The sequence below is a fragment of the Mammaliicoccus sp. A-M4 genome (assembly GCF_022386955.1).
Taxonomy (GTDB): domain Bacteria; phylum Bacillota; class Bacilli; order Staphylococcales; family Staphylococcaceae; genus Mammaliicoccus; species Mammaliicoccus lentus.
In genome coordinates this window covers 91,219-117,428 of record NZ_JAJNHH010000011.1, presented here as the reverse complement: position 1 = coordinate 117,428, position 26,210 = coordinate 91,219, and the positions used below count along the sequence as shown (strand labels likewise).

At 31.0% G+C, this 26,210-nt stretch carries 26 protein-coding genes; 22 read left to right on the top strand and 4 right to left on the bottom strand.

Annotated features, from left to right (window positions below; genetic code table 11):
• The first annotated feature begins 533 nt into the window (after window positions 1–533).
• The 5 genes from LQ682_RS10540 to LQ682_RS14170 all read left to right on the top strand — a co-directional run bounded on the left by LQ682_RS10540 (window position 534) and on the right by LQ682_RS14170 (window position 5,767).
• A complete protein-coding gene (locus tag LQ682_RS10540) occupies window positions 534–1,601 on the top strand; it encodes a YeeE/YedE family protein (RefSeq protein ID WP_017001228.1) in 1,068 nt (355 codons plus the stop codon).
• A gap of 17 nt (window positions 1,602–1,618) precedes the next feature.
• Entirely contained in the window at window positions 1,619–1,843 is a 225-nt protein-coding gene (locus LQ682_RS10535; RefSeq protein WP_017001229.1) for a sulfurtransferase TusA family protein, read from the top strand.
• Between the two features lie 171 nt (window positions 1,844–2,014).
• Window positions 2,015–2,962 (top strand): LacI family DNA-binding transcriptional regulator, encoded by a 948-nt coding sequence (locus LQ682_RS10530; RefSeq protein ID WP_103269048.1) that lies wholly within the window; start codon window positions 2,015–2,017, stop codon window positions 2,960–2,962.
• Between the two features lie 73 nt (window positions 2,963–3,035).
• The gene (locus LQ682_RS10525; RefSeq protein WP_103269049.1) at window positions 3,036–4,517 is read left to right on the top strand and encodes a sucrose-6-phosphate hydrolase; all 1,482 of its coding nucleotides are present in this window, start codon (window positions 3,036–3,038) and stop codon (window positions 4,515–4,517) included.
• Window positions 4,518–4,702: 185 nt separating this feature from the next.
• On the top strand, window positions 4,703–5,767 hold the full coding sequence (locus LQ682_RS14170) for an SdrH family protein (protein ID WP_275591506.1): 1,065 nt from the start codon (window positions 4,703–4,705) through the stop codon (window positions 5,765–5,767).
• Between the two features lie 61 nt (window positions 5,768–5,828).
• Here LQ682_RS14170 and LQ682_RS10510 read toward each other — a convergent pair whose 3' ends face one another.
• Together LQ682_RS10510 and mroQ are read right to left on the bottom strand one after the other, a co-directional pair.
• The gene (locus LQ682_RS10510) at window positions 5,829–7,529 is read right to left on the bottom strand and encodes a M3 family oligoendopeptidase (protein ID WP_103269051.1); all 1,701 of its coding nucleotides are present in this window, start codon (window positions 7,527–7,529) and stop codon (window positions 5,829–5,831) included.
• Window positions 7,530–7,683: 154 nt separating this feature from the next.
• Window positions 7,684–8,451: an intramembrane glutamic endopeptidase MroQ gene (gene mroQ, locus LQ682_RS10505; RefSeq protein WP_016999249.1), complete on the bottom strand. Its 768-nt coding sequence runs from the start codon at window positions 8,449–8,451 to the stop codon at window positions 7,684–7,686.
• Window positions 8,452–8,627: 176 nt separating this feature from the next.
• On the opposite strand from mroQ, the gene groES reads away from it, so the two are divergent.
• From groES to LQ682_RS10490, 3 genes are all read left to right on the top strand, one after another.
• A complete protein-coding gene (groES, locus tag LQ682_RS10500; RefSeq protein WP_016999250.1) occupies window positions 8,628–8,915 on the top strand; it encodes a co-chaperone GroES in 288 nt (95 codons plus the stop codon).
• A gap of 53 nt (window positions 8,916–8,968) precedes the next feature.
• Window positions 8,969–10,594, top strand: a complete 1,626-nt coding sequence (gene groL / locus LQ682_RS10495; RefSeq protein WP_064204924.1) for a chaperonin GroEL — start codon at window positions 8,969–8,971, stop codon at window positions 10,592–10,594.
• A 93-nt stretch (window positions 10,595–10,687) separates the two neighbouring features.
• Window positions 10,688–11,251 carry a GNAT family N-acetyltransferase gene (locus LQ682_RS10490; RefSeq protein WP_026023628.1) on the top strand — a complete coding sequence of 188 codons (564 nt, stop codon included), beginning with the start codon at window positions 10,688–10,690 and terminating at the stop codon, window positions 11,249–11,251.
• Between the two features lie 104 nt (window positions 11,252–11,355).
• On the opposite strand, the gene LQ682_RS10485 is transcribed toward LQ682_RS10490, so the two are convergent.
• Window positions 11,356–11,868 (bottom strand): methylated-DNA--[protein]-cysteine S-methyltransferase, encoded by a 513-nt coding sequence (locus LQ682_RS10485; RefSeq protein ID WP_103269052.1) that lies wholly within the window; start codon window positions 11,866–11,868, stop codon window positions 11,356–11,358.
• A gap of 118 nt (window positions 11,869–11,986) precedes the next feature.
• On the opposite strand from LQ682_RS10485, the gene LQ682_RS10480 reads away from it, so the two are divergent.
• Both LQ682_RS10480 and rsgA read left to right on the top strand, forming a co-directional pair.
• Window positions 11,987–12,799 carry a MetQ/NlpA family ABC transporter substrate-binding protein gene (locus tag LQ682_RS10480; protein WP_103269053.1) on the top strand — a complete coding sequence of 271 codons (813 nt, stop codon included), beginning with the start codon at window positions 11,987–11,989 and terminating at the stop codon, window positions 12,797–12,799.
• A 195-nt stretch (window positions 12,800–12,994) separates the two neighbouring features.
• Entirely contained in the window at window positions 12,995–14,044 is a 1,050-nt protein-coding gene (gene rsgA, locus LQ682_RS10475) for a ribosome small subunit-dependent GTPase A (protein WP_239724225.1), read from the top strand.
• A 145-nt stretch (window positions 14,045–14,189) separates the two neighbouring features.
• On the opposite strand, the gene LQ682_RS10470 is transcribed toward rsgA, so the two are convergent.
• Complete coding sequence (locus tag LQ682_RS10470) at window positions 14,190–14,366, bottom strand: hypothetical protein (RefSeq protein ID WP_167543685.1); 177 nt, start codon at window positions 14,364–14,366, stop codon at window positions 14,190–14,192.
• Window positions 14,367–14,533: 167 nt separating this feature from the next.
• Here LQ682_RS10470 and LQ682_RS10465 point away from each other — a divergent pair, with 167 nt between their 5' ends.
• The 12 genes from LQ682_RS10465 to LQ682_RS10410 all read left to right on the top strand — a co-directional run bounded on the left by LQ682_RS10465 (window position 14,534) and on the right by LQ682_RS10410 (window position 25,505).
• Window positions 14,534–15,817, top strand: a complete 1,284-nt coding sequence (locus LQ682_RS10465; RefSeq protein WP_103269055.1) for an aminotransferase class I/II-fold pyridoxal phosphate-dependent enzyme — start codon at window positions 14,534–14,536, stop codon at window positions 15,815–15,817.
• 168 nt (window positions 15,818–15,985) lie between these two features.
• A complete protein-coding gene (pmtR, locus tag LQ682_RS10460; protein ID WP_016999120.1) occupies window positions 15,986–16,363 on the top strand; it encodes a PSM export ABC transporter transcriptional regulator PmtR in 378 nt (125 codons plus the stop codon).
• A 1-nt stretch (window position 16,364) separates the two neighbouring features.
• The gene (gene pmtA, locus LQ682_RS10455) at window positions 16,365–17,240 is read left to right on the top strand and encodes a phenol-soluble modulin export ABC transporter ATP-binding protein PmtA (protein WP_064204930.1); all 876 of its coding nucleotides are present in this window, start codon (window positions 16,365–16,367) and stop codon (window positions 17,238–17,240) included.
• Window positions 17,241–17,897: an ABC-2 transporter permease gene (locus LQ682_RS10450; protein WP_103269056.1), complete on the top strand. Its 657-nt coding sequence runs from the start codon at window positions 17,241–17,243 to the stop codon at window positions 17,895–17,897.
• Entirely contained in the window at window positions 17,894–18,559 is a 666-nt protein-coding gene (pmtB, locus tag LQ682_RS10445) for a phenol-soluble modulin export ABC transporter permease subunit PmtB (protein WP_103269057.1), read from the top strand. The genes LQ682_RS10450 and pmtB overlap by 4 nt, the downstream gene beginning before the upstream one ends.
• Before the next feature lie 15 nt (window positions 18,560–18,574).
• Window positions 18,575–19,444, top strand: a complete 870-nt coding sequence (gene pmtC / locus LQ682_RS10440) for a phenol-soluble modulin export ABC transporter ATP-binding protein PmtC (RefSeq protein WP_103269058.1) — start codon at window positions 18,575–18,577, stop codon at window positions 19,442–19,444.
• Entirely contained in the window at window positions 19,444–20,172 is a 729-nt protein-coding gene (locus LQ682_RS10435) for an ABC transporter permease (protein ID WP_239724224.1), read from the top strand. The genes pmtC and LQ682_RS10435 overlap by 1 nt, the downstream gene beginning before the upstream one ends.
• 61 nt (window positions 20,173–20,233) lie before the next feature.
• The gene (locus LQ682_RS10430) at window positions 20,234–20,437 is read left to right on the top strand and encodes a hypothetical protein (protein ID WP_016999108.1); all 204 of its coding nucleotides are present in this window, start codon (window positions 20,234–20,236) and stop codon (window positions 20,435–20,437) included.
• A 102-nt stretch (window positions 20,438–20,539) separates the two neighbouring features.
• Window positions 20,540–21,733 (top strand): amidohydrolase, encoded by a 1,194-nt coding sequence (locus LQ682_RS10425; RefSeq protein WP_103269060.1) that lies wholly within the window; start codon window positions 20,540–20,542, stop codon window positions 21,731–21,733.
• 148 nt (window positions 21,734–21,881) lie between these two features.
• Entirely contained in the window at window positions 21,882–22,589 is a 708-nt protein-coding gene (locus tag LQ682_RS10420) for a GntR family transcriptional regulator (RefSeq protein WP_016999105.1), read from the top strand.
• A 9-nt stretch (window positions 22,590–22,598) separates the two neighbouring features.
• On the top strand, window positions 22,599–24,134 hold the full coding sequence (gene gntK, locus LQ682_RS10415; RefSeq protein ID WP_218688139.1) for a gluconokinase: 1,536 nt from the start codon (window positions 22,599–22,601) through the stop codon (window positions 24,132–24,134).
• Window positions 24,135–24,146: 12 nt separating this feature from the next.
• Window positions 24,147–25,505 carry a gluconate:H+ symporter gene (locus LQ682_RS10410; protein WP_016999104.1) on the top strand — a complete coding sequence of 453 codons (1,359 nt, stop codon included), beginning with the start codon at window positions 24,147–24,149 and terminating at the stop codon, window positions 25,503–25,505.
• The last annotated feature ends 705 nt before the right edge of the window (window positions 25,506–26,210 follow it).

The following is a 26,210-nucleotide window of genomic DNA, read 5'->3' as shown; positions in this document are numbered from 1 at the left end:
CACCTCTACAATATTTTCTTAGTCGATTACATTGTACTAAAGTGAGCTATATTTGGCTCTTTTTTTATTACACAATTATATGGACATATTCCTCTTATTGGATTAACTACAACAATAATCCAATTAACCACACTCTTATTGGATTTTCTACCTCAATAATCCAATTAACCATACTCTTATTGGATTAACTACAACAATAATCCAAGTAATCATTCTTTTATTGGATTAAGTAACACGTAAACTTACGAATTAACTTTTTTCTGGTTCAAACCTAAAAGTAATACACTTTCGAATATCTTCACGAGGAAAATCTAAAGTAATATACGATTTAAGAGTCGCTATAATAGCAATAAACTTAAGAAAAATGGAAGATATAAGAACTATAAAACCAAGTCTGAGACACATTTATGTCCTAGACTTGGTTTTATTTTGTGATGTATAAATTTTGTAATCAAATAGTAACTTGAAAAATTCAGGAATATGATATAATATTATTCCTATCGTTATAATCAGGATAGGAGTTGTTAAATGAAATGATCTGGATGATAATTAGTGGTTTAATTGTTGGTATATTACTTGGCTTCGTTATGCAAAGAACAAGATTTTGTTTAACTGGCGGATTTAGAGATATGTACGTACAGAAAAATAATAAAATGTTTTATGCTTTGTTAATTGCTATTTCAGTTCAAAGTATCGGGTTATTTACTTTAGTAGGTTTAGGCGTATTTAAACTAGAAGCTGCAACATTTCCTCTAGTTGGTACAATAATAGGATCATTTGTATTTGGTATAGGTATTATACTTGCTGGAGGATGCGCAACTGGTACTTGGTATAGAGCTGCTGAAGGGCTTATTGGTAGTTGGATTGCTTTAGTTCTATATGGTGTAACTGCTGCAATTATGAAATCGGGTCCTTTAAATCCATTACAAGAAAATATAAATTCATATACAGTTGTGAATTCAAATATGGCAGAAACATTAAATATTCCAGTATGGATTTTAATAGTATTATTAGTTGGTATTACAGCTTACTTTGTTACAAAGACATTAAAAAAACCAAAAATAGCTATACCTCAATTGAAACAAAAGCATACGGGTATTAGACATATATTATTTGAAAAGAGATATCATCCATTTGCTGCTGCTGTAGTAGTAGGATTAATTGCATTGATTGCATGGCCAATGAGTGCATCAACAGGTAGAATTGGTGGTTTAGGCATTACAACACCATCAGCAAATATCGTTCAATTTTTAGTTACTGGGGACATGTCATTAATTAATTGGGGTGTATTTCTAGTATTAGGAATCTTTGTTGGTTCTTACATTGCAGCTAAAGGTTCAAGAGAATTCAAATGGAGAATGCCGGATACTAAAACGATTCGCAACAGTGTTATTGGTGGAGCTTGCATGGGTGTAGGCGCATCATTAGCAGGTGGTTGTTCTATAGGTAACGGTTTGGTATCAACTGCAGCAATGAGCTGGCAAGGTTGGGTTGCATTACCTTCAATGATTGTTGGAGCATGGTTTATGAGTTACTTTATCTTTGTTAAGCCTAGAAAAGCAAAACAAACAAAAACACAAGTTTCAACTCAAAGTATATAATTAAGGAGTGTTTATAAATGGTACATGAATTAGGTACAGTAGGAATGGTTTGCCCATTCCCATTAATTGAAGCGCAAAATAAAATGGACGAATTACAAGCAGGTGAACAATTAAAAATAGACTTTGATTGTACACAAGCAACTGAAGCATTACCAAATTGGGCAGCGGACAACGGTTATCCCGTAACTAATTATGAACAAGTCGGCGATGCTTCTTGGACAATAACAGTAGAAAAACAATAATTTTATAAATTGTGTTTGGCTGAGACATTTTTGATGTTTCAGCCTTTTATTTATTAAAAAAATGGTTTTATATAATGAAATGAAAGTTATGTATATCTTATATTTTGGTTATTTATTTTTAGAGTAATGGAAACGGTTTTATGATAGAATGTTTCTTTGAGAGGTGTATTCATGAAGACTATAAAAGATATTGCTAAAATGGCAGGTGTATCTAAAAGTACTGTCTCTAGATACTTAAATGGCGGATCAATTAGCAAAGTAACAAGAGAAAAAATACATAGAGTTGTAGAAGAGACAGGTTATAAACCTAATCAGTTTGCGCAAAGTTTGAAAGCTAAAAGAACAGGTTTAATAGGAGCAATCGTGCCTAGATTAGATTCTTATGCGACAACTGAAACATTAAAAGGCATAGAATCTACATTATTATTACAAGATGTACAAACAATGATTGTAAATACTGATTTATCAAAAGAAAGAGAAATAGAGTCTATTTATACATTGGCCAAAAGAAAAGTAGATGGAATTATATTATTAGCTACACATATTTCAGATGATCATCTCAATGCAATAAATTCAATAGAATGCCCAGTCATTATAGTAGGACAATCTCATGAGCTATTATATTCAATCGTACACGATGATTATCATGCCGGCGAACAAGTAGCGAAGTGGATTATAAAAAACAATTATAAGCATGTCACTTATATAGGTGTTTCTGAATACGATGTCGCAGTAGGTAAGACAAGGAAAGATGGATTATTTGTATCATTAAAAAATAACGGCATTGTACCTAGATTTATTGAAAGTACGTTTAGTATGTCTGATGCACAAGAAGTCGGAAAACATATTGAGGTTCGAGATAATGAAGTTATTGTGGCAGCTACGGACAACATCGCGTTAGGAATTTATCACTCAGTGTTAAACGCTGATTACGATATGCCTAAAATTATTGGCTTTGGTGGTAATAAAATCACAAAAATTATCGCACCTATTATACAAACAGTTTCGTTTAATTATAGAGAAGCGGGTGAAACATCAGTTGAAGTATTACAAAATATTTTAAATGGTGAAGAAGTTAAAAAGCTTAACATAATAGATACTCACTTTGAAGAGCAGTAAAGAATAAGTTATGATAAAATAACTGAGTAATATAAAATGGAACCGGTTCAAAATTAAAGTAAGGAGAATGGTAATGGTTAATTGGACACGTGAAGAACGATATACAAAATTATCAGATATAACAGAAGAAGAATATTTAGAGCTACAAGAAAAAGTAAATCAGTCTGAATGGCGTCAAATTTTTCATATACAGCCTAAAACAGGGTTATTAAACGACCCTAATGGTTTAATTTATCATAATGGTAAATATCACATATTTCATCAATGGTATCCATTGGGTGCGGTACACGGTATTAAATATTGGTACCATTACATAAGTGATGATTTAATTCATTTTGAAGACAAAGGAATAGCCTTAGCTCCAGACACATCGTATGATAGTCATGGCGTTTATTCTGGTAGTGGTTTTGATTACAATGGTAAATTATATTTAATGTATACAGGTAATGTAAGAGATTCTGAATGGGAACGTACATCTAATCAAATGATAGCAGTAGAACAAGAAGACGGTTCTTTTAAAAAATTAGAAAAACCTGTAATAGAAAGTAGCCCAGAAGGATATACTGAACATTTTAGAGATCCAAAAGTATGGGAACAAAACGGCAAATATTATGCTATATTTGGTGTTCAAAGAGAAGATGAAACAGGTACAGTTATTGTCTATGAATCAGAAGATATTAAAAATTGGAATTTTAAAGGTGAACTGAAAACAGAATTAAATGAATTTGGATTTATGTGGGAGTGCCCAGATTTATTTGAATTAGATGGACAAGATGTACTCGTTTTCTCACCTCAAGGAATTGAAGCAGTGGACGATCGATTCGAAAATATTTACCAATCAGGATACATAATTGGGAATGTTAACTTAGAAGAACTAACGATGGAACATGGTCAGTTTATAGAATTGGACCAAGGCTTTGATTTTTATGCACCTCAAACATTTTTAGATAAAGATGGAAAGCGTATATTAATAGGTTGGATGGGGTTGCCTGAAATTGATTATGCGACTGATGATGAAGGTTGGGCACACTGTTTAACACTTCCTAGAGAATTAACGATAGAAAATAACAAACTTAAACAAAGACCAATTAAAGCATTAGAAAAATTAAGAAGTAATGAAGAAATTGCAGAAGGATATGCAAATAAGCATTCCGTGAAATTACACCCGTATGAAGGGAAACAGTATGAGCTCATTATAGACATACTTGATAATGATGCAACTGAAATCTATTTTGAAGTGCGTGTTTCTAAAAAGTGTTCAACGCAAATAATATATAACACAAAAACTAAAAAACTTACTTTAGATCGCTTTGAGAGTGGAGTAGTGAGTGAAGCGGTAGAAAAGGCTACAAGGTCCACTGTTTTAGATAATGAGTTAAACCAACTTAGAATATACAGTGATACTTCTAGTTTAGAAATTTTTGTGAATGATGGAGAATGTGTATTCACATCAAGAATATTTCCTGATAATGATGCAGTTAACTTTAGAACATCTACAGAATCAGGACAAGTTTATTTGAAATTTACAAAGTATGATATTGAATTTAATAAATAGTATTAAAACTCTACACCTGTTGTTTTTTAAAAACAGGTGTTTTATTATGTGTAATAAGTTAGAGGTTTATGAATAAGTTATTACAAAATATTAATTCTGTGTAACATATTATATATAAGCATAGAAAAGGTTTTAATTATCATTTATACTGAAATTGTAAAAAATAACAAGGAGGGGAGATCTTTATGAAGATATTTAGAAATGTATTTTTATCATCCGTGATATTATCTTCAATAGCATTTTCAGGTTATACAGTAAATAATGTTGATGCCAAGGAAACAATTGAAGATAATACGAAAGATACTTCTCCTAATACAAACAACGATGTAAGTAATGAAAAGATAGAGAAGCAAAAAACATCAGAACAAGATAAATCGACAGAAGAAGATAAATCAGAAGAGAAAAATACTGAAAATTCAACAGAAGAACCAAGTACCGAGGAACCGGATAAAGGCGATACGAGTACGGAAGAACCAAGTACCGAGGAACCGGATAAAGGCGATACGAGTACGGAAGAACCAAGTACCGAGGAACCGTATAAAGGCGATACAAGTACGGAAGAACCAAGTACAGAGGAACCAGATAAAGGCGATACAAGTACAGAAGAGCCAAGTACCGAAGAACCAGATAAAGGCGATACGAGTACGGAAGAGCCAAGTACCGAGGAACCGGATAAAGGCGATACAAGTACCGAAGAGCCAAGTACCGAAGAACCTCAAAATAATGGAGGAAATAACAATCAAACTCCACCACCAAATCAATCAAATAAAAATGATTCATCTTCAGAACCACCAAAATCAAATGAATCATCTAACCAATCTAAATCAGACAATTCAAAGGGAAACGATATAGAAAATTCTATACCAACTATGCCTTCTTATCCAAACACAGATGAAATAGGAAACTATCAACAAGATGGTATACAATCATCAGAACATTCTCCAAAATTCATTCCAGGTAATGCTGAAGAATATTATAATAAAATGGATAAAGATGTACTAGATTTAGTTACGAGTAAAGTTGGGACAAGACCAGATTTAGCAGAACCGAAATTTAAAAATCATGAGAAAACGACAGAAACAACTACAGTAGATAATGACCAGACAACTAAAAAAACGACACATGATTTTGAAAATGCAAGTGATAAAAAAGATATAACGAAACAAACTATACTAGGCATTTCAATTGCTATCGTCATTGTATTAGGTGCAATCATCGTCTTTATTATTAGAAGATTAAGAAGAACATGAAATAAAAAACAAGACTGAGACATTTATTTATATCTCAGTCTTGTTTTTTATTCTATAATTTTTAAAACTCTGATTGATCTATATTAAGCGTAGCGTCATATAAGTGGCTTACAATTTCTTTAACTGTACCTTCTTTAAATGGTGAGTTTAATTGTACAGAATTCATTATATCTATAAATGATTTTGAACCGCCGATTTGACATATTTTTAAGTAATCATTCCAAGCTTTATCAGGGTTTTCTTCATGTCTAATATAAAATTGCATGGCACAAATAGTTGCTAAAGTATAATCGATATAATAGAAAGGTAAAGCGAACACGTGACCTTGTCTATGCCAAAAACTACCGTTTATTAAATGATTAACACCGTCATAATCTTTATTCGGTAAATATTTTCGTTCTAAATCTGACCAAATTTTACGTCTTTCTTCTGGTGTAAGGTTGGGGTTCTCATACACTTTATGTTGAAATTCATCAATCGCAACGCCATAAGGTAAAAATTTAATATTGTCTTCTAAATGAGATAGCTTGAATTTTTCGGTATCTTCACCAAAGAATAATGACATCCAAGGATATGTTAAATACTCCATACTCATAGAATGTATTTCACATGCTTCTGAAGTTGGAAAATAATATTCTGGGACTGAGTATTTTAAACTTTCAAATACTTGAAAAGCGTGTCCCGCTTCATGTGTCATAACTTCTATATCACCTTGTGTGCCGTTGAAGTTAGCAAAAATGAATGGTGAATTAAAGTCATTTATTATCGTACAATATCCACCACTCTCTTTTCCTTTTTTAGCTTCTAAATCAAATAATGATTTATCTATCATATAATCAATAAACTTGCCTGTTTCATTAGAACGTTCATGGTACATTTTTTGAGCATTTTTAATGATTGCTTGTGTGCCAATTTGGGGTTTAGGAGAACCAGATTTAAAAGTAAAGTTTTGGTCATAAACTTTTAATTGATCGACATTAATACGCTCGGCATGTTGTTTATTAATTTGTTCGGTAATTGGTACAACATGGTCCTTTATTTGATTTCTAAATACTTCTACATCTTCTGCATTATAACCAATTCTTTGCATACGATCATAACCTAGTTGAATAAAATTGTTATAGCCGAGTTTAAGTGCAATTTCATGTCTTACATGAACAAGGTCATCGTAAATGCGGTCTATCTTTTCTAAGTGTTCTTCAAAGAATTGTTCTTTTGTTATGTATGCTTCCTTTCTAATATCTCTGTCTGGATTAATAAAATATTTGTTAAATTGAGATAGGTTTAGGTGTTCACCTTTATATAATATGTCAGCAGACGCAATTAATTTATCATATTCACTTATGAGTTTATTTTCTTTTACTAATAAATCATTAATAGAAGGATGATAAGTATTGAGTTCAACTTTAGCCAACTCAAATAACTGTTCACCAAAATGTGATACTAATCCGTCTTTATGTTTAGAATTCAAAAGTGCGTTATAAAATAGATTGTCTAAGTTTTGAATTCTTGGCATGTTTTCATCGAAAAAGTCACGTTCTTTATTGTAAAATTCATCGTTTGTATCGATGGAAGAACGGATAAGCGCAATGTTAAAATGCGTATCAGTGTGGTTACGGATTTTATTAATATCATCAACAAAACTTATTGCTTCCTCTAAAGTATTTGCAGATTCAAAGTCTTTTAATAACGACTTTATGTTTTGTTCCTTTTCTTCAATATTAATATGTTCATACTGAAATTCGTTAAATGTTAAGACCATATAAATACCCCCTCATTTCTTATATTATAACTTATTTTACAAATTATAACTTATTACTTTTAATATAATTAAAATTTTGATTATTATCAATAAAAAATCCCTAAACCCTTGAATTTAACCAACGGAATAGGGATGACTAAAACATATTCTAGATTTAAAGCATATGAATAATAGTGTTGTAAATTAAATGTGCCATTTGAGACTGTTTTTCTAATTGGTCTTGAAGATCATCTTTTAAAAAGATTTGTCCAATTACTACGACACCATTCATTCCCATATGTGCAATAATTGGAACAATGATACGTTTTGTTAATACATAAAGACCACTGAAAACTGTGCCCATTACAACGTAAATTAAAGTGTGCTCTGGATCAGAATGCGCTAATGAAAACACAAACGAACTAACAAGAACAGCAATGATAAAACTTAGCCAAGTAGGTTTTTTAATCATATTAAAAATTTCACCAAATATTAATTTACGGAAAATTAATTCTTCTAAAATAGGTCCAGCTAAAACGATATATAAAATTAAAATATGAGATTCCTGTGCTATTTTCATTAAGTTCTGGGTATTGCCACTTTCAATAGGTTGATTAAATACGTAAATATTTATATAAGCAGCTATCCCTTGTCCGAACATAGCAAGAAATATACCGGCGATACACCAAAAGATAACGTATAACCAAGGTTCTTTAGTTTGTTGTTCGAGTCGAGTTGGATTTTTAATATTTGAATTCATATACCATAATATTAATACCGTAATGATAGCTGTAATTGCCATCCATGTTAATGAAATCTCCAATCGTGTTGTATTGGATAGATTAGCATTTGCGTATATAGTATTTGGCACGATTGCGATTGTTTGTACAATTACAAATAGTAAAAGTGTAGTTACATTGACTGTTAATCTTTTAAATTGCATTTCTATAATTTCCTCCAAAAATAAACATGTTAATATTGTATCGTATTTTTGTAAAAAAGAGAAAAGTTTAAGTTATTTTACTTGTAATTTTGACCAAGTTTGATTATTATAAAAATATAGTTAGCACTTAACTATTAAGAGTGCTAATATTAAAAGCGCCAAGGAGGATTTTATAAATGTTAAAACCATTGGGAGATAGAATTATTATCGAAAAAACAGAAAAAGAACAAACTACAGCGAGTGGAATTGTATTAACAGATTCAGCTAAAGAACAGTCTAACGAAGGTAAAGTTGTAGCTGTTGGACCAGGTAAACGTTTAGAAGACGGTACAAGACTGACTGTTGATGTATCTGTTGGTGATCAAGTTGTTTACCAACAATACGCAGGAACAGAAGTTAAACGTGATAAAGAAACATATATTATCCTTTCAGAAGATGATATTTTAGCAATAGTTGAACAGTAATTGATTAAAAATTGAAATGAAACATTGATATATAATTAATGGAGGTATTATAGATGGCTAAAGAACTTAAATTTTCAGAAGATGCACGTCGTTCAATGTTAGCAGGCGTGGACAAATTAGCTAATGCAGTTAAAGTAACATTAGGACCTAAAGGACGTAATGTTGTTTTAGATAAAAAATTCACTTCACCACTTATTACAAATGATGGTGTAACAATCGCTAAAGAAATTGAATTAGAAGATGCTTATGAGAATATGGGAGCGAAATTAGTTGCTGAAGTTGCTAACCAAACTAATGAAGTTGCTGGTGACGGAACAACAACTGCTACTGTATTAGCTCAAGCAATGATTCAAGAAGGCTTGAAAAACGTTACTAGTGGTGCGAATCCAGTAGGTATTCGTGAAGGTATCGATAAGGCAGTTAAAGTTGCTTTAGAAGAATTACACGAGATTTCACAACCTGTAGAGAAGAAAGAAGAAATTGCACAAGTAGGTTCTATCTCTGCAGCTGACGAGGAAATTGGTAAATTTATTTCAGAAGCTATGGAAAAAGTAGGTAACGATGGAGTTATCACAATTGAAGAATCAAAAGGATTCAACACAGAATTAGAAGTAGTTGAAGGTATGCAATTCGATAGAGGTTACACTTCACCTTACATGGTTACTGATTCTGATAAAATGACTGCAGAATTAGAAAATCCATACATCTTAATTACAGATAAAAAAATCTCATCATTCCAAGATATTTTACCTGTATTAGAAAAAATATTACAAACAAACAGACCAATATTAATTGTAGCTGACGATGTAGAAGGAGACGCTTTAACAAACTTAGTACTTAACAGATTACGTGGAACATTTACTGCAGTTGCAGTTAAAGCACCAGGATTCGGTGATCGTCGTAAAGCAATGTTAGATGATTTAGCTATTTTAACTGGTGGTCAAGTTATAACTGATGATTTAGGTTTAGATTTAAAAGAAACAACATTAGATATGCTTGGTGAAGCAGGTAAAGTACAAGTAACAAAAGATGATACTACAATCGTTGAAGGTCAAGGCGATTCTGTTAATATCGATGCTCGCGTTGGTCAAATCAAAGCTCAAATTGAAGAAACAACTTCTGACTTTGATCGTACTAAATTACAAGAACGCTTAGCTAAATTAGCTGGCGGTGTAGCTGTAATCAAAGTAGGTGCAGCAACAGAAACAGAATTGAAAGAACGTAAGTTAAGAATCGAAGACGCATTAAACTCAACACGTGCTGCTGTAGAAGAAGGTATCGTAGCAGGTGGTGGTACAGCACTAGTTTCAATTTATAACAAAGTATCTGAAGTTGAAGCTAAAGGTGATGTAAAAACTGGTGTGAACATTGTATTGAAAGCATTAGAAGCACCATTACGCCAAATTGTAGAAAATGCTGGTTTAGAAGGATCAATCATCGTAGAAAAACTTAAAAATGCAGACGAAGGTATTGGTTACAATGCAGCAACTGAAGAATGGGTTAACATGTTAGATGCAGGTATTGTAGACCCTACGAAAGTTACGCGTTCAGCATTACAAAATGCAGCATCTGTTGCGGCTATGTTCTTAACAACAGAAGCGGTAGTAGCAGATATACCTGAAGACGAACCAGCTGCTCCAGATATGGGCGGCATGGGCGGAATGCCAGGTATGATGTAATAAAATAATACCATTACAATTCCTCTCGCCATTGTGGTGAGAGGAATTTTTTATGTTAAAATGAAATTAATTTGGTTAAGAGAGGTAAATAATATGATACGACAAGCTAAAAAGACAGATGCAGCTAAATTAAGTGAACTTATGTATATTATTTGGCATGATATGCAAATTCCGCTAGTTGAGAATAATCCAAAGGAAAAAGTATTAAAAATCATTCAACAAAGTATTGAAGAGGGCAATTATAGAAACCATTATAAAAACATGCATGTATATGAAGTAGAGGGAAATATTGCTGGCTTTATTAATTGTTATTCTGGAGATGAAGAAAAGCAACTCGAAGATAACTGGCATAATATTGATTTCAAAGAAGAATTTAAGTTGGAAGGAACGCCATTACCTGAAAAAGAAGCGAACGAAGGCGATTTATATATAGAATCTATAGCTGTATTTTCAGACTATAGAGGTCGAGGTATCGCAACTAAATTGATTGATTACATATTTGATTATGGTAGAAATCAAGGTTATGAAACAGTGACACTTAATTGCGAAGTAGATAATGAAGGTGCTATGAAATTATATAGAAATCTAGGATTTGAACCACTTCATGACAGAGTGTTAAGTGGACATGATTATAAATATATGGTTAAAAGTATTTAAAAGAAAGCATATTTAATTGGAGTGGGACAGGAATCTTATTTTCATAAAAAGGTTTCGTAGTCCCACTTTGCCAATATAACGTAAGTTCGAGAAATTGTTTATAGTTAAACATTTAAACCACTTTCGATAGCTAAGAGTTTTTCTTTTCTATCAACTCCGCTTGAATAACCTCCTAATGACCCGTCAGCTGATATTACTCTATGACACGGAACAATAATACTAAGTTGATTTTTACCATTTGCATTAGCTACTGCTCTAAAGGCTGTGGGCTGATTAATATTTTCGGCTAATTGTTTATAAGAAATTGTCTCTCCATAAGGAATATCGCATAGAGCGTTCCATACTTTTTGTTGGAAAGGTGTACCAATATTAAAGTTTATCGGAACTGAAAACTCACTTAATTTACCATCAAAATATAAAGAAAGCTCTTGTTCTAACTTATCCAATATTTCATGATTTCCACTTGAAATATCTTCATTTAGCGTTTGCTTAATTTTTTCTGTTTCCTTTTCCAAACTATACTTATCATTAAAATGTAGTAATAATAAGTGCGTCTCGTCACAAATACCAACCATTTTACCCGCTTTTGTATCAAATTCTTTTTGATATAGACTCATATAAAGCCCTCCTTTCGTAAATTTTAACACATGCTCATGTTATTGACTTTAAAAATGTAAGTGATATTATTACTATAAAACATATGAGTTTAATCGGGAATGAAAGGGAGGATTTATAATGAAAAGAAATATATTTTTATCAATGATTCTTATAGTATCCGTTATATTAGTAGCTTGCGGAAGCGGGGAAAAAGAGAAAAAGGAAATTACAATAGCAACATCACCAGGTCCATACAGTGAGCTATTTTTAAAAGGTATTAAACCAGAACTAGAAAATAAAGGATATACCGTGAAACAAAAAGATTTTACTGAATTATTACAAGCAGATGTTGCATTACAAGAAGGTAGTGTAGATGTAAATGTTGATCAACATAAAGCTTATATGGATACATTTAATAAAGAAAGAGATGCCAAATTAACAAATATTAACAAAATACCAACTGTACCAGCTCAAATTTTTTCAGAAGATAACAAAGATATTAAAAGCATAGAAAATGGAGACACTGTGGCTATTCCGCAAGATCCTTCAAATGCTGCCAGAGCATATCGATTATTAGAAAAAGCAGGTTGGATTAAATTAGATGCAGATAAAGATGATATTACAATTTCTAAAAAAGATATTTCTGACAATCCAAAAAATATAAAAATTAAAGAAATGGATTCAGCCAATATACCTAGAATATTAGGAGAAGTAGATTACGCAGTTATACCTGGATCAATTGTTTATGCATCAGATGTAGACCCTTCAAAAGGACTATTAAAAGAAGATTTAGTTAACGATTTATATTTACAAGTTGTAGTAGATGGAAAAAATAAAGATAAACAATGGGTAAAAGATATAAAAGAAGCATATAGCTCAAAAGGATTTAAAAAAGTATTCAATAAAGAAAATAAAGACGACTATTGGAAAGTACCAGATGAATTGAAGTAAAGGATTAAATATAATCTAGAGTTATTTTTACAATCCTAGATTATTTTCTTATTGTTTAAAATATTTATTTGAACTACAATACGATTAACATAGTTGAAAGGATGATGTTTTATGAAAAATGTAAATAAAATGCTTCTATGTCACAAAAGCACGGGTGGTCATAATTCCTAATATATAAATAATAAGGGGAATTTAATGAATTTAAACAAATTAGGACTAAAGAAAGACCAATTAAATTATTTTGAAGAACATTATGAAGATAGCTTTCAACTAGGAAGAGTATCATTTGTTGGGAAAAATCATTTTAAAGTAATAATGAAAAATGGTGAATACTTAGCTGAAATTACACAGAAAATAGTTATTAACGATATGATACCAGTTATCGGTGATTGGGTAGTTATTAATGATTTAGATAATTTTAAATTAATTATTGGTATACTACCAAGATTTAGCGAACTAAAAAGACAATCTAAAGTACACGAAACTATATCACAATATATTGCTACTAATTTAGATGAAGTTTTCGTTGTTATGGGGTTAGATGGAGACTTTAATTTAAATAGATTAGAAAGATATGTTATGCAAATAACTGAGAGTAGAGCCAATCCAATTATCATTTTGAATAAGTTGGACACCGTAGATAACTATCAAGAAAAAGTCCAATTAGTTAAACAAAGATTAGAGGATGTCCCAGTAATAGTAACTAGTGTCACAATGAAAACGAATTTAAATAAAATAAAAGATAGATTTTATGAAGGTATGACGGCGACATTAGTGGGGTCATCTGGTGTAGGAAAATCGAGCATTGCCAATTATTTAATGGGCAAAGATGCGTTAAAAGTAAATTCAACTAGAGAGTCAGATAGCAAGGGCAGACATACTACTACTCATCGAGGATTGTATTTTGTAAATCCCGAAGGTTTAATAATTGATACTCCAGGGATGAGAAGTTTAGCTATTTATGGAGATAAAAATGACCTTCATACAAGTTTTAAAGATATTTCTGAATTTGCTCAGTCTTGTAAATTTAATGACTGTTCTCATGAAGAAGAACCAGGTTGTCGAGTACAAGAAGCAATTGAAAATGGCGAATTAGATGAAGATAGACTTAATAATTATAAAAAATTATTAAAAGAAATTGAGTATAATGAATCCAAAACTTCAAAAAAAGCATTAGCCGAGAAAAAAGAAGAGTGGAAAAATAAAACTAAAAGATATAAAAATCATAATAAAATCATATATTAATTTATAAAAGTGATTAAAATCAGAGCGGAATGTTGCAAGACAAGTCCCACGTGCAACATTCCATCCACCATAATATTCTTCACAAAAAAACAGCGCTTCGTTTCCTAACCTTAACGAAGTGCTGTTTTGTACTTTTATTTCATAATTATTTTTTATGACTCTGTTTGTTACGATCGCTATTTCGATTAATAAATGCAGCAATTAGAAATAATATAGATGCAATGGTAAATTTAATACCTGAATCCCCGCTAATTTCCATAACAACGCCTATTATAAATGCGACTACAGCTAATCCAGCGAGTACTTTAGTAATGGTAGACATTTTATAAACTCCTTTTCTTAATGATTATATTATAACAATTTTTATTTTCTTATCAAAAGTATAATTTAAACAAAAATAAAATCATTAAATTGCATATACATCCTTTTCATTTTAATAAATCTCGTCTACTATAGAGGTATCATATTAACGAAAGAGGATGACTTTCTATGAACCCACTAGCTTTAGAATTGAATGAACAATTAAAAAATGAATCTCCAATCGTATTGGATATGCTTTCTGATTTAGGTAAATCAATGTACTTCCCTAAAGGTATATTATCTCAATCTGCCGATGCTAAAGGTACTAAATACAATGCAACAATTGGCATGGCTACTACTGACGAAGGTATTATGTATACAGATGCATTATATAGTCAATTTAGCGATAGAGAACCTAGCGATATATTCCCATATGCTCCACCTCAAGGTTATGAAAAACTTAGAGAATTATGGAAAAATAAAATTTTAAAAGATAATCCAGATTTAAGTGAAAATGCTATTTCAAAACCTGTTGTAACAAACGCGTTAACTCACGGTTTATCACTTGCTGGTGATTTATTTGTTAATCATGATGACACTATTTTATTACCTGAACATAATTGGGGTAACTATAAATTAACATTTGGCGTAAGACATAATGCTCAAATTGAAACTTATCAATCTTTTGAAGAAGATGGTAGTTATACTTTAGAATATTTTAAACGCGCTTTAGAAAATTACAATAAAGATAAAGTTGTATTAGTCTTAAACTTCCCTAATAACCCGACTGGCTACACGCCAACAGTAAATGAAGTGGAAGAAATGGTTTCAGCAATTAACCAATTAGCTGACAAAGGAACACAAGTAATTGCTTTAGTTGATGATGCTTATTATGGACTGTTCTTTGATGATATTTATAAACAGTCAGTATTCACTGCATTATCTCAATTAAACCATGACAATATTATGCCTGTTAAAATTGATGGTGCAACGAAAGAATACTTCTCATGGGGTTTCCGTGTTGGATTCTTAACTTTTGGTTCCCAAAATGAAACTGTAAAAGAAGTATTAGTTTCTAAATTAAAAGGTTTAATTAGAAGTAATTTATCAAGCTGTGCATTGCCGAGTCAAACAGCAATTGTACATGCTATGGAAGACCCTTCATTCCAAGAACAAGTTGATCACAATATCAATATTTTAAAAGAAAGATATGAAGTAACGAAAGATGTAGCATATCGTGAAGAATATAAAGATTTATGGACGCCTTATGCATTTAATTCTGGTTACTTTATGGCAATCAAATTAGCAGATGTAGAAGCTGAAAAACTAAGATTGCATTTAATTAAAAATTATAGCATCGGTGTTATTGCATTGAATAAAACAGATGTACGTGTAGCATTTAGCTGTATTGAAAAGAATGACATTGAATATGTATTTGAATCAATAGCTAAAGCGATTCATGAATTGAAATAATATAAGTGTATATAGAGTGTGTATATCAATTGATATACACACTCTATTTTTTTGTTGTTTGTAAATATCGTTATTACAAGAAATTGATGTAAATTATAGAAAAATATTTGACTAAACAATGTATAGTGTATATACTGTTTATACACAGTTAGTTGGAGGAGGTAGGACATGAAGATACTTCTGCAGAATAATAGTAATCAACCTATTTATGAACAAATAAAAGAACAAATAAAGGCGAATATTTTACAAGGTAAAGTTGAACCTGGTACACCATTACCTTCAATGCGAGAGCTAGCAAGTGATTTAGGAGTTAGTTTAATTACAACTAAGCGCGCCTACGTCGATTTAGAACAAGAACAGTTTGTAACTTCAATTCGAGGTAAAGGCACATTTGTAAAAGAACAAGATGCCTCGATAATGAAAGAAAAACAATTTATTGTGATTGAAGACTTGGCTAAAGAACTAACAAAACAAGCGAAATTAATAGGGATGGATCTGAAAGAAATAAATGAAATTATATCGTTAATTTATGAGGAAGGTGAGTAATATGACAAAAGCTATTGAAGTAAATAATCTAAACTATCATCTTAAAAATTTTAGCCTTAACGATATACAGTTTGATGTAAAAAAAGGTTATGTAACAGGTTTTATTGGCGCTAACGGTTCAGGTAAAACGACGATTATAAGAATTTTAATGGGTCTTTTAAAAGAACAAAGTGGAGATCTGAAAATATTAGGAGAATATTTGAGAGAGCATCCTGTAGAAATTAAAAATAAAATTGGCTTTGTTTATTCAGAATTATATATGTACGAAAAATGGAATATCAAAACAATTGAATCAGTAGTAAGTAAATATTATAAAAATTGGGATCATGATATTTTCTCGAAATATGTTGAACAATTTGGTTTAACTTACAAACAAAAAGTAAAACATTTCTCAACAGGTATGAAAATGAAATTATCTTTAGCAATCGCTTTGAGTCATCACGCTGAACTATATATATTAGATGAGCCAACTGCAGGTTTAGATCCAGTAGTTAGAAATGAAGTTCTTGAAATATTGCAAAAAGAATTAATTGATGAAGAAAAAACAGTATTTTTCTCTACACATATTATTTCAGATTTAGAAAAAATTGCTGATTATATTGTTTATTTAAAAGACGGATCAATTTTATTAAATGAAAGTGTGAATGACTTAACCGAGAAATATAAAATTGTTAAAGGCGACCCAAATATGCTGGATGATGAATTAAAATCACTATTGATTAATATTAAAGAAACAAAAACTGGATTTTCAGGAATGACAGAAAATAGTCATGTATTTCTTGAGTTATTTGGAAAAGAGGTAGTGATTGAAACACCAACAATAGAAGAAGTGATGGTAAGAATTGAAAAAGACCAAAAAAATAAGGTTGTGGTTTAAATGAAAGCAATTTTTTACCGAAACTTTATGTATGAAAGAGGTTACTTGTTAGCATATTTTATCTGTTTTGTTTTAACTTTCTTTGCTCAATTCACATTTGGATTTGAAAACATTGAAATAATAAATTTTGTTCCGATATATTTTATTGCTACAGTTTCAATTCATTGTATTAATAATGCCATATTATTGAATAAGCAAAGTAGCCAAATTTTTTATAATAGTTTGCCTATTTCTAAAATAGATATCGTAAAAGCACATTACTTATATAACTTATTACTGACAATTATTTCTTTTGTATTGATTATCATAATAGCTTTATATAAGAATGACACGATATTTCTTCAAGCAGCTATATTTATTGTAGCAACAAATTTATTAACATTAAGTATAGTTTATCCAACGTATGCACATGTTAATATTAATCAACTAGGAGCTTGGATATTGGGAGCTATGTACGCTATATTTGCAATGTTGTATTTCGGAACATATTCAAATCGTTCATATGCATTTTCAGAAATACTAGGTTGGAAAATATTTTTATACTATACACCTTCAATGTTGTTAATAGTTGCCATTATTATATGGATAATTCAATTTAGTAGAGCTATTCATAATGCTAAGAAAGATAAAATTACCATTTACGGAGGTGTAAAATGAAGCCGATATTATACCGTAATTTAATATTATTAAAACCTTACTTAATTTATATATTGGTAATGATTCTTGCATTACCAGTTATAATGATTTTACCATTTAATAATTACATCAAAATATTTCTATTAGGGATGCTCATGTTTCTTTTACATGTTGTCACTTTGGCGTTTCCTTATTATATATATTTAAGAATTAACAAGAATAAATCAGAAATGAACTTTTTAAGTTATCCTATAACACAAATAACGACGGTTAATATGCACTATTTAACTGCTATTATTTTAATCCTGATCAACTCGGTTACGATTGGTTTATATAATTTAGTGGCATTAATGTATGCGGCAAGTGATATGGATGTTGTTATAAATATGTCAGGGATACTAACGAATGTTGCGGCGAATTTATTTACAATCAGTTTAATATTACCGCTTTGTGATTTTAAAAGGTTTTTAAAAATACCATTAGTAATATGGATTATTTTGATTGGTTTTATATTACCAAGTATAGTACCGTACACAGATAAACTATTGAATAAATTATCTATTCAAACAAATGTTTTTACAAATTATGGAGATGAAATTTTGGTTTCTATATCAATCATATTATTTATCATTACTTACGTAATAGCATTTTCTAAAGCAAGAAAAGGTGAGATAACAATATAGAAGAGGTGACACATTTTGAAATTAACAAACATAAATAAATATTACGGCGATCAGCAAGTCTTAAACGACATAGACTTTGAATTTGGAGATAGTCAGATTGTAGGTTTAATTGGTAAAAACGGTGTAGGTAAGACTACATTGATGAAAATCATGAATGAAAACATCGTTAAATATAGTGGGAAATTTGAACAAGAAAGTAATGTACGAGTAGGTTATTTAATTGAAAATCCTAAACTGTACTTGAATAAAACAGGTTATTATAATTTGAACTTTTTTAGAGAAGTTTTAGGTAAAGATGTTGATGATGCATATGTTAATCAATTGATAGAGTCATTTGGAATCAAACCTTATATAAACAAAAAGGTTCAAAAATATTCAATGGGTATGAAGCAAAAATTATCAATAGCGGTAGCTTTAATGAATAAACCACACTATTTAATTTTAGATGAACCGACAAATGGTATGGATCCAGATGGTTCAATTGATGTGTTAAAAACAATTGAACGTGTAAGTAAAGAATTGAATATTAAAGTTCTTATTTCTAGTCATAAATTAGAAGACATTGAACTCATATGTGATAGAACTGTATTTATGAAAAATGGTCGTATTGTTGAGGATTACAATATGAAAGATGAATCAACGAGAATCACGAAATTCTTAATTGAAAGTAATCAATACAACGAAGCGCTTGATGTTTTAACGATGAATTTCAAAGTGATATCTAGCAATAAACACGAAGGGTTAATTGCGATTGAAGCATTACAAGATTATCAAAATGTACTCAGATTACTCAGCGAAAAAGATATTTACCCTAAATTTATCGAAAATAATAAAACTACATTAAGAGATCAGTACTTTAATATTAATAAAGGAGTTGAAGCATAATGAACATCTTACAACACGTTAAATATGATATAACGAGAATATTTAAAAGTCCATTAGGCTTATTCGGCTTATTTCTAGCAATTATTCCTAGCATTGCTGTTATCATTATTTCTTTAAATATGGATAATGTATTTACTTCTCCTGATGTATTAACTGGTTTCTTTGCTTTTGGTGGATTAGTATTATTAATGTTTACATTAAGAACAATTGTTAGAGACATGTCATATGGAACAATTCAGTTATTTTTAAATTCTAAGAAAAACAGAACGATGTACTTATATGGTAAATTAATTTCAGTAATAGGAATCATTATTTTGTTTACTATATTAGGCACTGTAGTTACGTTGCTATCTACATTTATGATGACAACAGGTGATTTAGAGTTTACAGATTTCTTTAAAATGTTTGGTGAACTACTCATTATCATTTTATTCTATGTAACTTTATTGAATATTATTAATTTATTAACTGGAAAAGCCGTGATTGTTTATACTACAGCTATCGTATGTATTATACTCTTACCAACTATATTCAATATACTTTCAATCGTTCCTCAAATAGGAGAAAAAATAGTTAAAGTGATGAAATATAATCCACTAGACTTTCTTCCAGATATTTTAAATAGTGGTTACTTAGGTATGGAAGGTTACCAAATTGGGATAACGGTTGTTTGTATTCTAGTATTTACAGTTATTAACCATTTCGTCATTATAAATAAGAATATATAATGGTTTATCCTTCATTTGTGTGTTAAATTTAATTTATTAGATAAATGAATGAGGGATATTCTTGGGTAAAAAATTTATTAAACACTATATTATTATAGGTATTATATGTATCGTTGCGAGCTTTTTCTTTAATGGTACACCAAGTTCGTTAATGATTGGTGCCGGTTTAGGTTTCTTTTTAACAGCGCTAATTGCGAAATTTGAAAAAGAAGATAAAGTTGATGAACATCCGGATAAAGCAAAACAAAATCAAGACAAAAAGTAAAAAGTCGGGATAAATTAGCCGGAGTCTGGGACATAAATAAATTGTCTCAGGCTTTTTCATTATATTGGCGGCAGTTAACTAGAAGGAAAATGAGGTGGTTTAATGTTAAGAAGTCTATTATTTAAAAAACTAGAACAAAAAGAACACGACATGATTAAGCACTATCGCTATTTACATCAATATCCTGAACCTTCGTTTTTCGAAGAAAAAACAGCTCAATATATAGAAACGTCTTATAAAGATAAGGAAGTTAAAATACATAATCGTATTGGCGGAAACTATGGTTTGATTGTAGAAATAAATGGCGGGAAACCTGGTAGAACAATTGCTTTAAGAGCAGATTTTGATGCTTTAAACATTTATGAAGAAACAGGTTTGGCATTTTCATCTAAACATAAAGGATGGATGCATGCTTGTGGGCATGATGCTCATACAGCTTATTTAATGGTATTAGCAGAATCTTTAATAGAATTAAAGGATAGTTTACCTGGAAAGGTTGTTATTATTCATCAACACGCTGAGGAGTTAGCTCCAGGTGGTGCAATAGATATGTTGGAATCAGGTCTATTAGATACCGTAGATGAAATCTATGGTATTCATCTATTTCCAGACTTTACGCCTGAAGTTATTTCATATAGAAAAGGTCCTACAATGGGCGGTAGATCTCTATTTCATTTGAAGGTTAAAGGTAAAGGAGGACATGGTTCCAGTCCACATTTAGCAAATGATGCCATAATGGCAGCTAGTACGTTTGTGACGAATATACAAACAGTAATATCGCGTAGATTAAATCCATTTGATATGGGTGTAGTCACGATAAGTTCATTTAACGGCACGGGATCACTTAATGTAATTCAAGAGAATGTTGAACTTGCGGGTGATGTTAGATATATGGAAAATCGTATTGGTCATCAAATTCATGATGAAATCTTGCAATTGATAGAAGGTCTTGAAGAAACTTTTAATGTTGAATGTCAATTCCAATATGACTTAGACTGCATACCTTTAATCAATCATTATAAACAGACAGATTATTTAGTTGATATTTTAGCTACTAGTCAAGGTGAATATTTTAAATTATTGAAAGAACATGAACAACTAACAAGCTCTGAAGATTTTGCTAGTTACTTAGAAAAAATACCAGGAACTTTCTTTTTTGTAGGATGTAAACCTTATGATGTAGAAGAAGCTTTCTTTAATCATAGTCCTAAATTCGTGGTTAATGAAGATGCAATGTTGACTGCAAGCAAGGCATTAGGTGAAATAGTATTAAACAGGCTGTACATAGAAGAATAAGAAAGATATTATCTTAAAGATACTTAAATAGATGTCACGAATAATAAAATAATATAAATTTTCAAGTAACCGTTTACAAAACCATAGTAAACGGTTACAATTATTTGTATAACTTGTATACAAGTATACGGAAGGTGAGGAAAGATAGATGAAACATCATTATCATTATCCGAGCGAATGGTTAAAATATCGTTCTACTGGTGAACAAGTAGCTAGTGAACTTCGATTGGGTATTATTAGTAAAGCCATTAATCAAGGCGATAAGTTAAGTGAGAATAAAATAGCTCAACAATTTGAGGTCAGTCGTTCACCTGTAAGAGACGCGCTTAAACTTTTGCAACAAGATGGTTTAATATCGCTTGAAAGAATGGGCGCAATTGTAACGGGATTATCAAATGTTAATCAGAAAGAAATATACGACATCAGGCTCATGTTAGAGTCATTTGTTTTTGAAAGACTACAGTTAGACGATAATTCAGTCGTTATTAAAGAATTAAATAAAATTCTAAAAATGATGACTGTTGCTGTGGAATTTGAAGATGCTGATGAGTTTACAAGGTTAGATCTACTGTTTCATGAATCTATGATTACTGCAATTAATCATCAATATATTGAAATGATATGGCGTAATTTAACACCAGTTATGGAATGTTTAATTTTAGTATCAATGAGACAGCGTATGGAAAATGAACCTGAAGATTTTAAAAGAGTTATTCATAATCATAAAGTATATATTGAAGCAATAGAAAACAAAGATCGAAATAAAATGAAAGAAGCATTTCATTTAAACTTTGACGACGTAGATGAACAAATCGAAGTTTTATGGAATTCACAAACCAATATAGATAGAAAGTAGGGTTATACAATGAAATACATGATAGGTGTAGATATAGGAACAACAAGTACAAAAGCTGTTATTTATAATAACGAAGGGAAGTTTTTGAAAAAACATAGCATTGAATATCCTATGACAACAGATGAAATAGGAGTAGCTGAAGAAAGCCCTGAAGAAATATTTGATGCAGTGCTTTTCACAGTCAAAAAAGTTATAAGAGAAATAGACGCAAAACCTGAAGATATTAAATTAATTAGCTTTAGTAGTGCGATGCATAGCTTAATTGCGATGGATAAAAATAATCAACCATTAACAGAATGTATAACATGGGCTGACAATAGAGCGAGTGATTATGCAGAAAAAATCAATAAAGAACATAACGGTTTAGAAATTTATAAAAGAACGGGTACACCAATACACCCGATGTCACCGTTATCTAAAATATTTTGGTTAAAACATGAAAAACCTGAAATATATAACAATACAAACAAATGGATAGATATTAAAACTTATGTCATTTATCAATTATTTGGTCAATACACAATGGATCATTCTATAGGTTCCGCTACAGGTATGATGAACTTAAAATCATTAGATTGGGATAAAGAAGTATTAGATTTATTAGAAATAGAAACTTCTCAATTACCTGAACTCGTTTCAACAACACATATTCTGAAAAATATGTCTAAAAAATATGCTGATTTAATGGGGATTAATGTAGATATTCCTGTGGTTGTAGGCGCTTCTGATGGCGTTCTATCTAATCTAGGTGTAAACAGTTTTAGAAAAGGAGAAGTAGCAGTAACTATCGGTACAAGTGGGGCAATTAGAACGATAATTGATGAACCAAAAACTGACGAAAAAGGTAGAATCTTTTGTTATGTCTTAACAGAAGATCATTATTGTATTGGTGGTCCAGTTAATAATGGTGGTGTAGTACTCAAATGGCTAAGAGACGAGTTATTAGCAAGTGAAGTAGAAACAGCTAAACGCTTAGGTGTGGACTCTTACGATGTATTAACTAAAATAGCTAGCAGAGTTCAACCAGGGGCGAACGGTTTAATATTCCATCCTTATCTTGCAGGTGAACGTGCACCATTATGGAATGCTAACGCAAGAGGAAGTTACTTTGGTTTGACTTTAACGCACAAGAAAGAGCATATGATCAGAGCAGCTTTAGAAGGTGTATTACTTAATTTATACACAGTTTATTTAGCGTTAATTGAAGTAATGGATAAATCCCCTAATCAAATTAAAGCAACAGGTGGATTTGCAAAAAGTGAAGTTTGGCGTCAAATGATGGCAGATATTTTTGATACATCTGTTGAAGTTCCTGAAAGTTATGAAAGTTCTTGTCTAGGGGCATGTGTTTTAGGGTTAAAAGCATTAGGTGAAATAGATGATTTTGAAGTGTTGAATAATATGGTAGGCAAAACATACCAACACCAGCCAATAGAAGAAAATGTTGATATTTATCAATCTTTAATACCAATTTTCATTAATTTAAGTCGTAAGTTAACAGAAGAATATAACTCAATAGCAGAATTCCAAGAAATGCATTCATAAGGAGAGATTAATATGATTTCAGAAATTACACCACTACTAGTCGTTATTGTAGCAGTTGGTTTACTATTAGCATTAATTATGTGGTTAAAGCTTAACACATTCGTTTCATTAATAATTACAGCAATGATTACAGGTGTAATGCTTGGCATGCCATTAAATAAAATCATTTCAACGGTCGAATCTGGTATGGGGTCTACACTAGGCCACATCGCATTGATATTCGGATTAGGTGCAATGCTTGGTAAGTTATTAGCTGATGGAGGCGGTGCAACGAGAATTGCACATACGCTAATTGATAAATTTGGTCAAAAGCGCATCCAATGGGCAGTAGTGGTAGCATCATTTATAATCGGTATCGCTTTATTCTTTGAAGTAGGGCTCGTATTATTAATCCCAATTGTATTTACGATTGCAAAAGAATCTAAAGTTTCAACACTTTATTTAGGTATACCAATGACAGCAGCATTATCTGTTACACATGGCTTTTTACCTCCTCATCCAGGACCAGTCATGATTGCAAAAGAATTTGGTGCAGAAATAGGTGAAGTGCTTGTATTTGGATTAATTGTTGCGATTCCAGTTACAATTATTGCTGGACCATTATTTACGATGTTTGCCAAAAAAGTAGTTCCAGAAGGATTCACTAAGTCTGGTGATTTAAATTCACTAGGTAAGCAAAAAACATTTAAAATTGAAGAAACGCCAGGATTTGGTATTTCAGCTTTAACAGCACTATTACCAGTATTTATTATGTTAATTTCAACAATTGTTGATTTACTTACTGGTTCACCTGAGAATCCTCAAGGTGTACTAGGGTTTATCAGTTTTATAGGTGAAGCGGCAACAGCTATGCTGATCTCAGTATTGTTTGCTATATTCACTATGGGACTAAAAAGAGGTAAAAAAATTACAGAAGTTATGGATACATTAACAAACGCTATATATCCAATTGGAATGATGTTATTAATTATTGGTGGTGGCGGTGCTTTTAAACAAGTATTGATTGATGGTGGCGTCGGAAAAACTGTTGAAGAATTATTTACTGGCACAGCAATGAGTCCAATTTTACTTGCATGGATAGTAGCTTCTGTTCTTAGAATCGCTTTAGGATCAGCTACAGTCGCAGCAATTTCTACAGTAGGTATCGTAGCGCCGTTATTAGAAGCTTCTGATGCGAATCTTGCTCTAGTCGTATTAGCAACTGGTGCAGGTAGTGTTATTGCTTCACACGTGAATGACGCAGGATTTTGGATGTTTAAAGAATATTTCGGATTAACAATGAAAGAGACATTTTTAACATGGACATTATTAGAAACCGTCATTTCTGTATCTGGTATTATATTTATACTATTTATAAGTTTATTCGTATAAAAAAGACTAAAATTGTATAAACTTAGTATTTTAATAAGAATTATTCAAGCCTGATTTATCAGTTACTTTAACAGTTAGGCATTCCTAACTGTTAAAGCACTAAACTTTTAGAACACTTAAGAAACAAAAATTTAGAGTTAAGAATGATTCAACAAATTTAGAAAAAGACTTGATATACTTTAGTCATAGATAACACAACACGAACCACAATACATTCAATTCCTTAAAAATATTTCGTATATGTTTTTTCATGATAGTGAATGACTTTGTGTAGAACGTGTTTAGATAGTTATCTGTAATTGTAACGTTGAAATGGATCATAAAATGATTCAACTTATTTTTATAAAGTTTCCCGGCTTTATAAAAATAAATGTTTCCTTAATTAATAACCTTTCCCCGAAAAGCGCTCGTTAATTCCCGGACGAGCGCTTTTCACTTGCGAAATTTCAAATGTTAACTTTACTGACATATATTTTTATTTATTTTGTAGATAAAGTAAACTGTTTATATCGAACCATGGGGATGGAGAGATACATATAGGGGTAATTTACATAAAACGAGGCTGAGACAATTATTTGTCTCAGCCTCTATCGTGATATTGGCAGTAGTTGACTGGAATGAAAATATGCTTATATCAAGCTTTTCACTCCTAGTCACTCTTGCCGGGCGGCACTATGAAATCTTTTTTGAAAAATAAGATTTCTG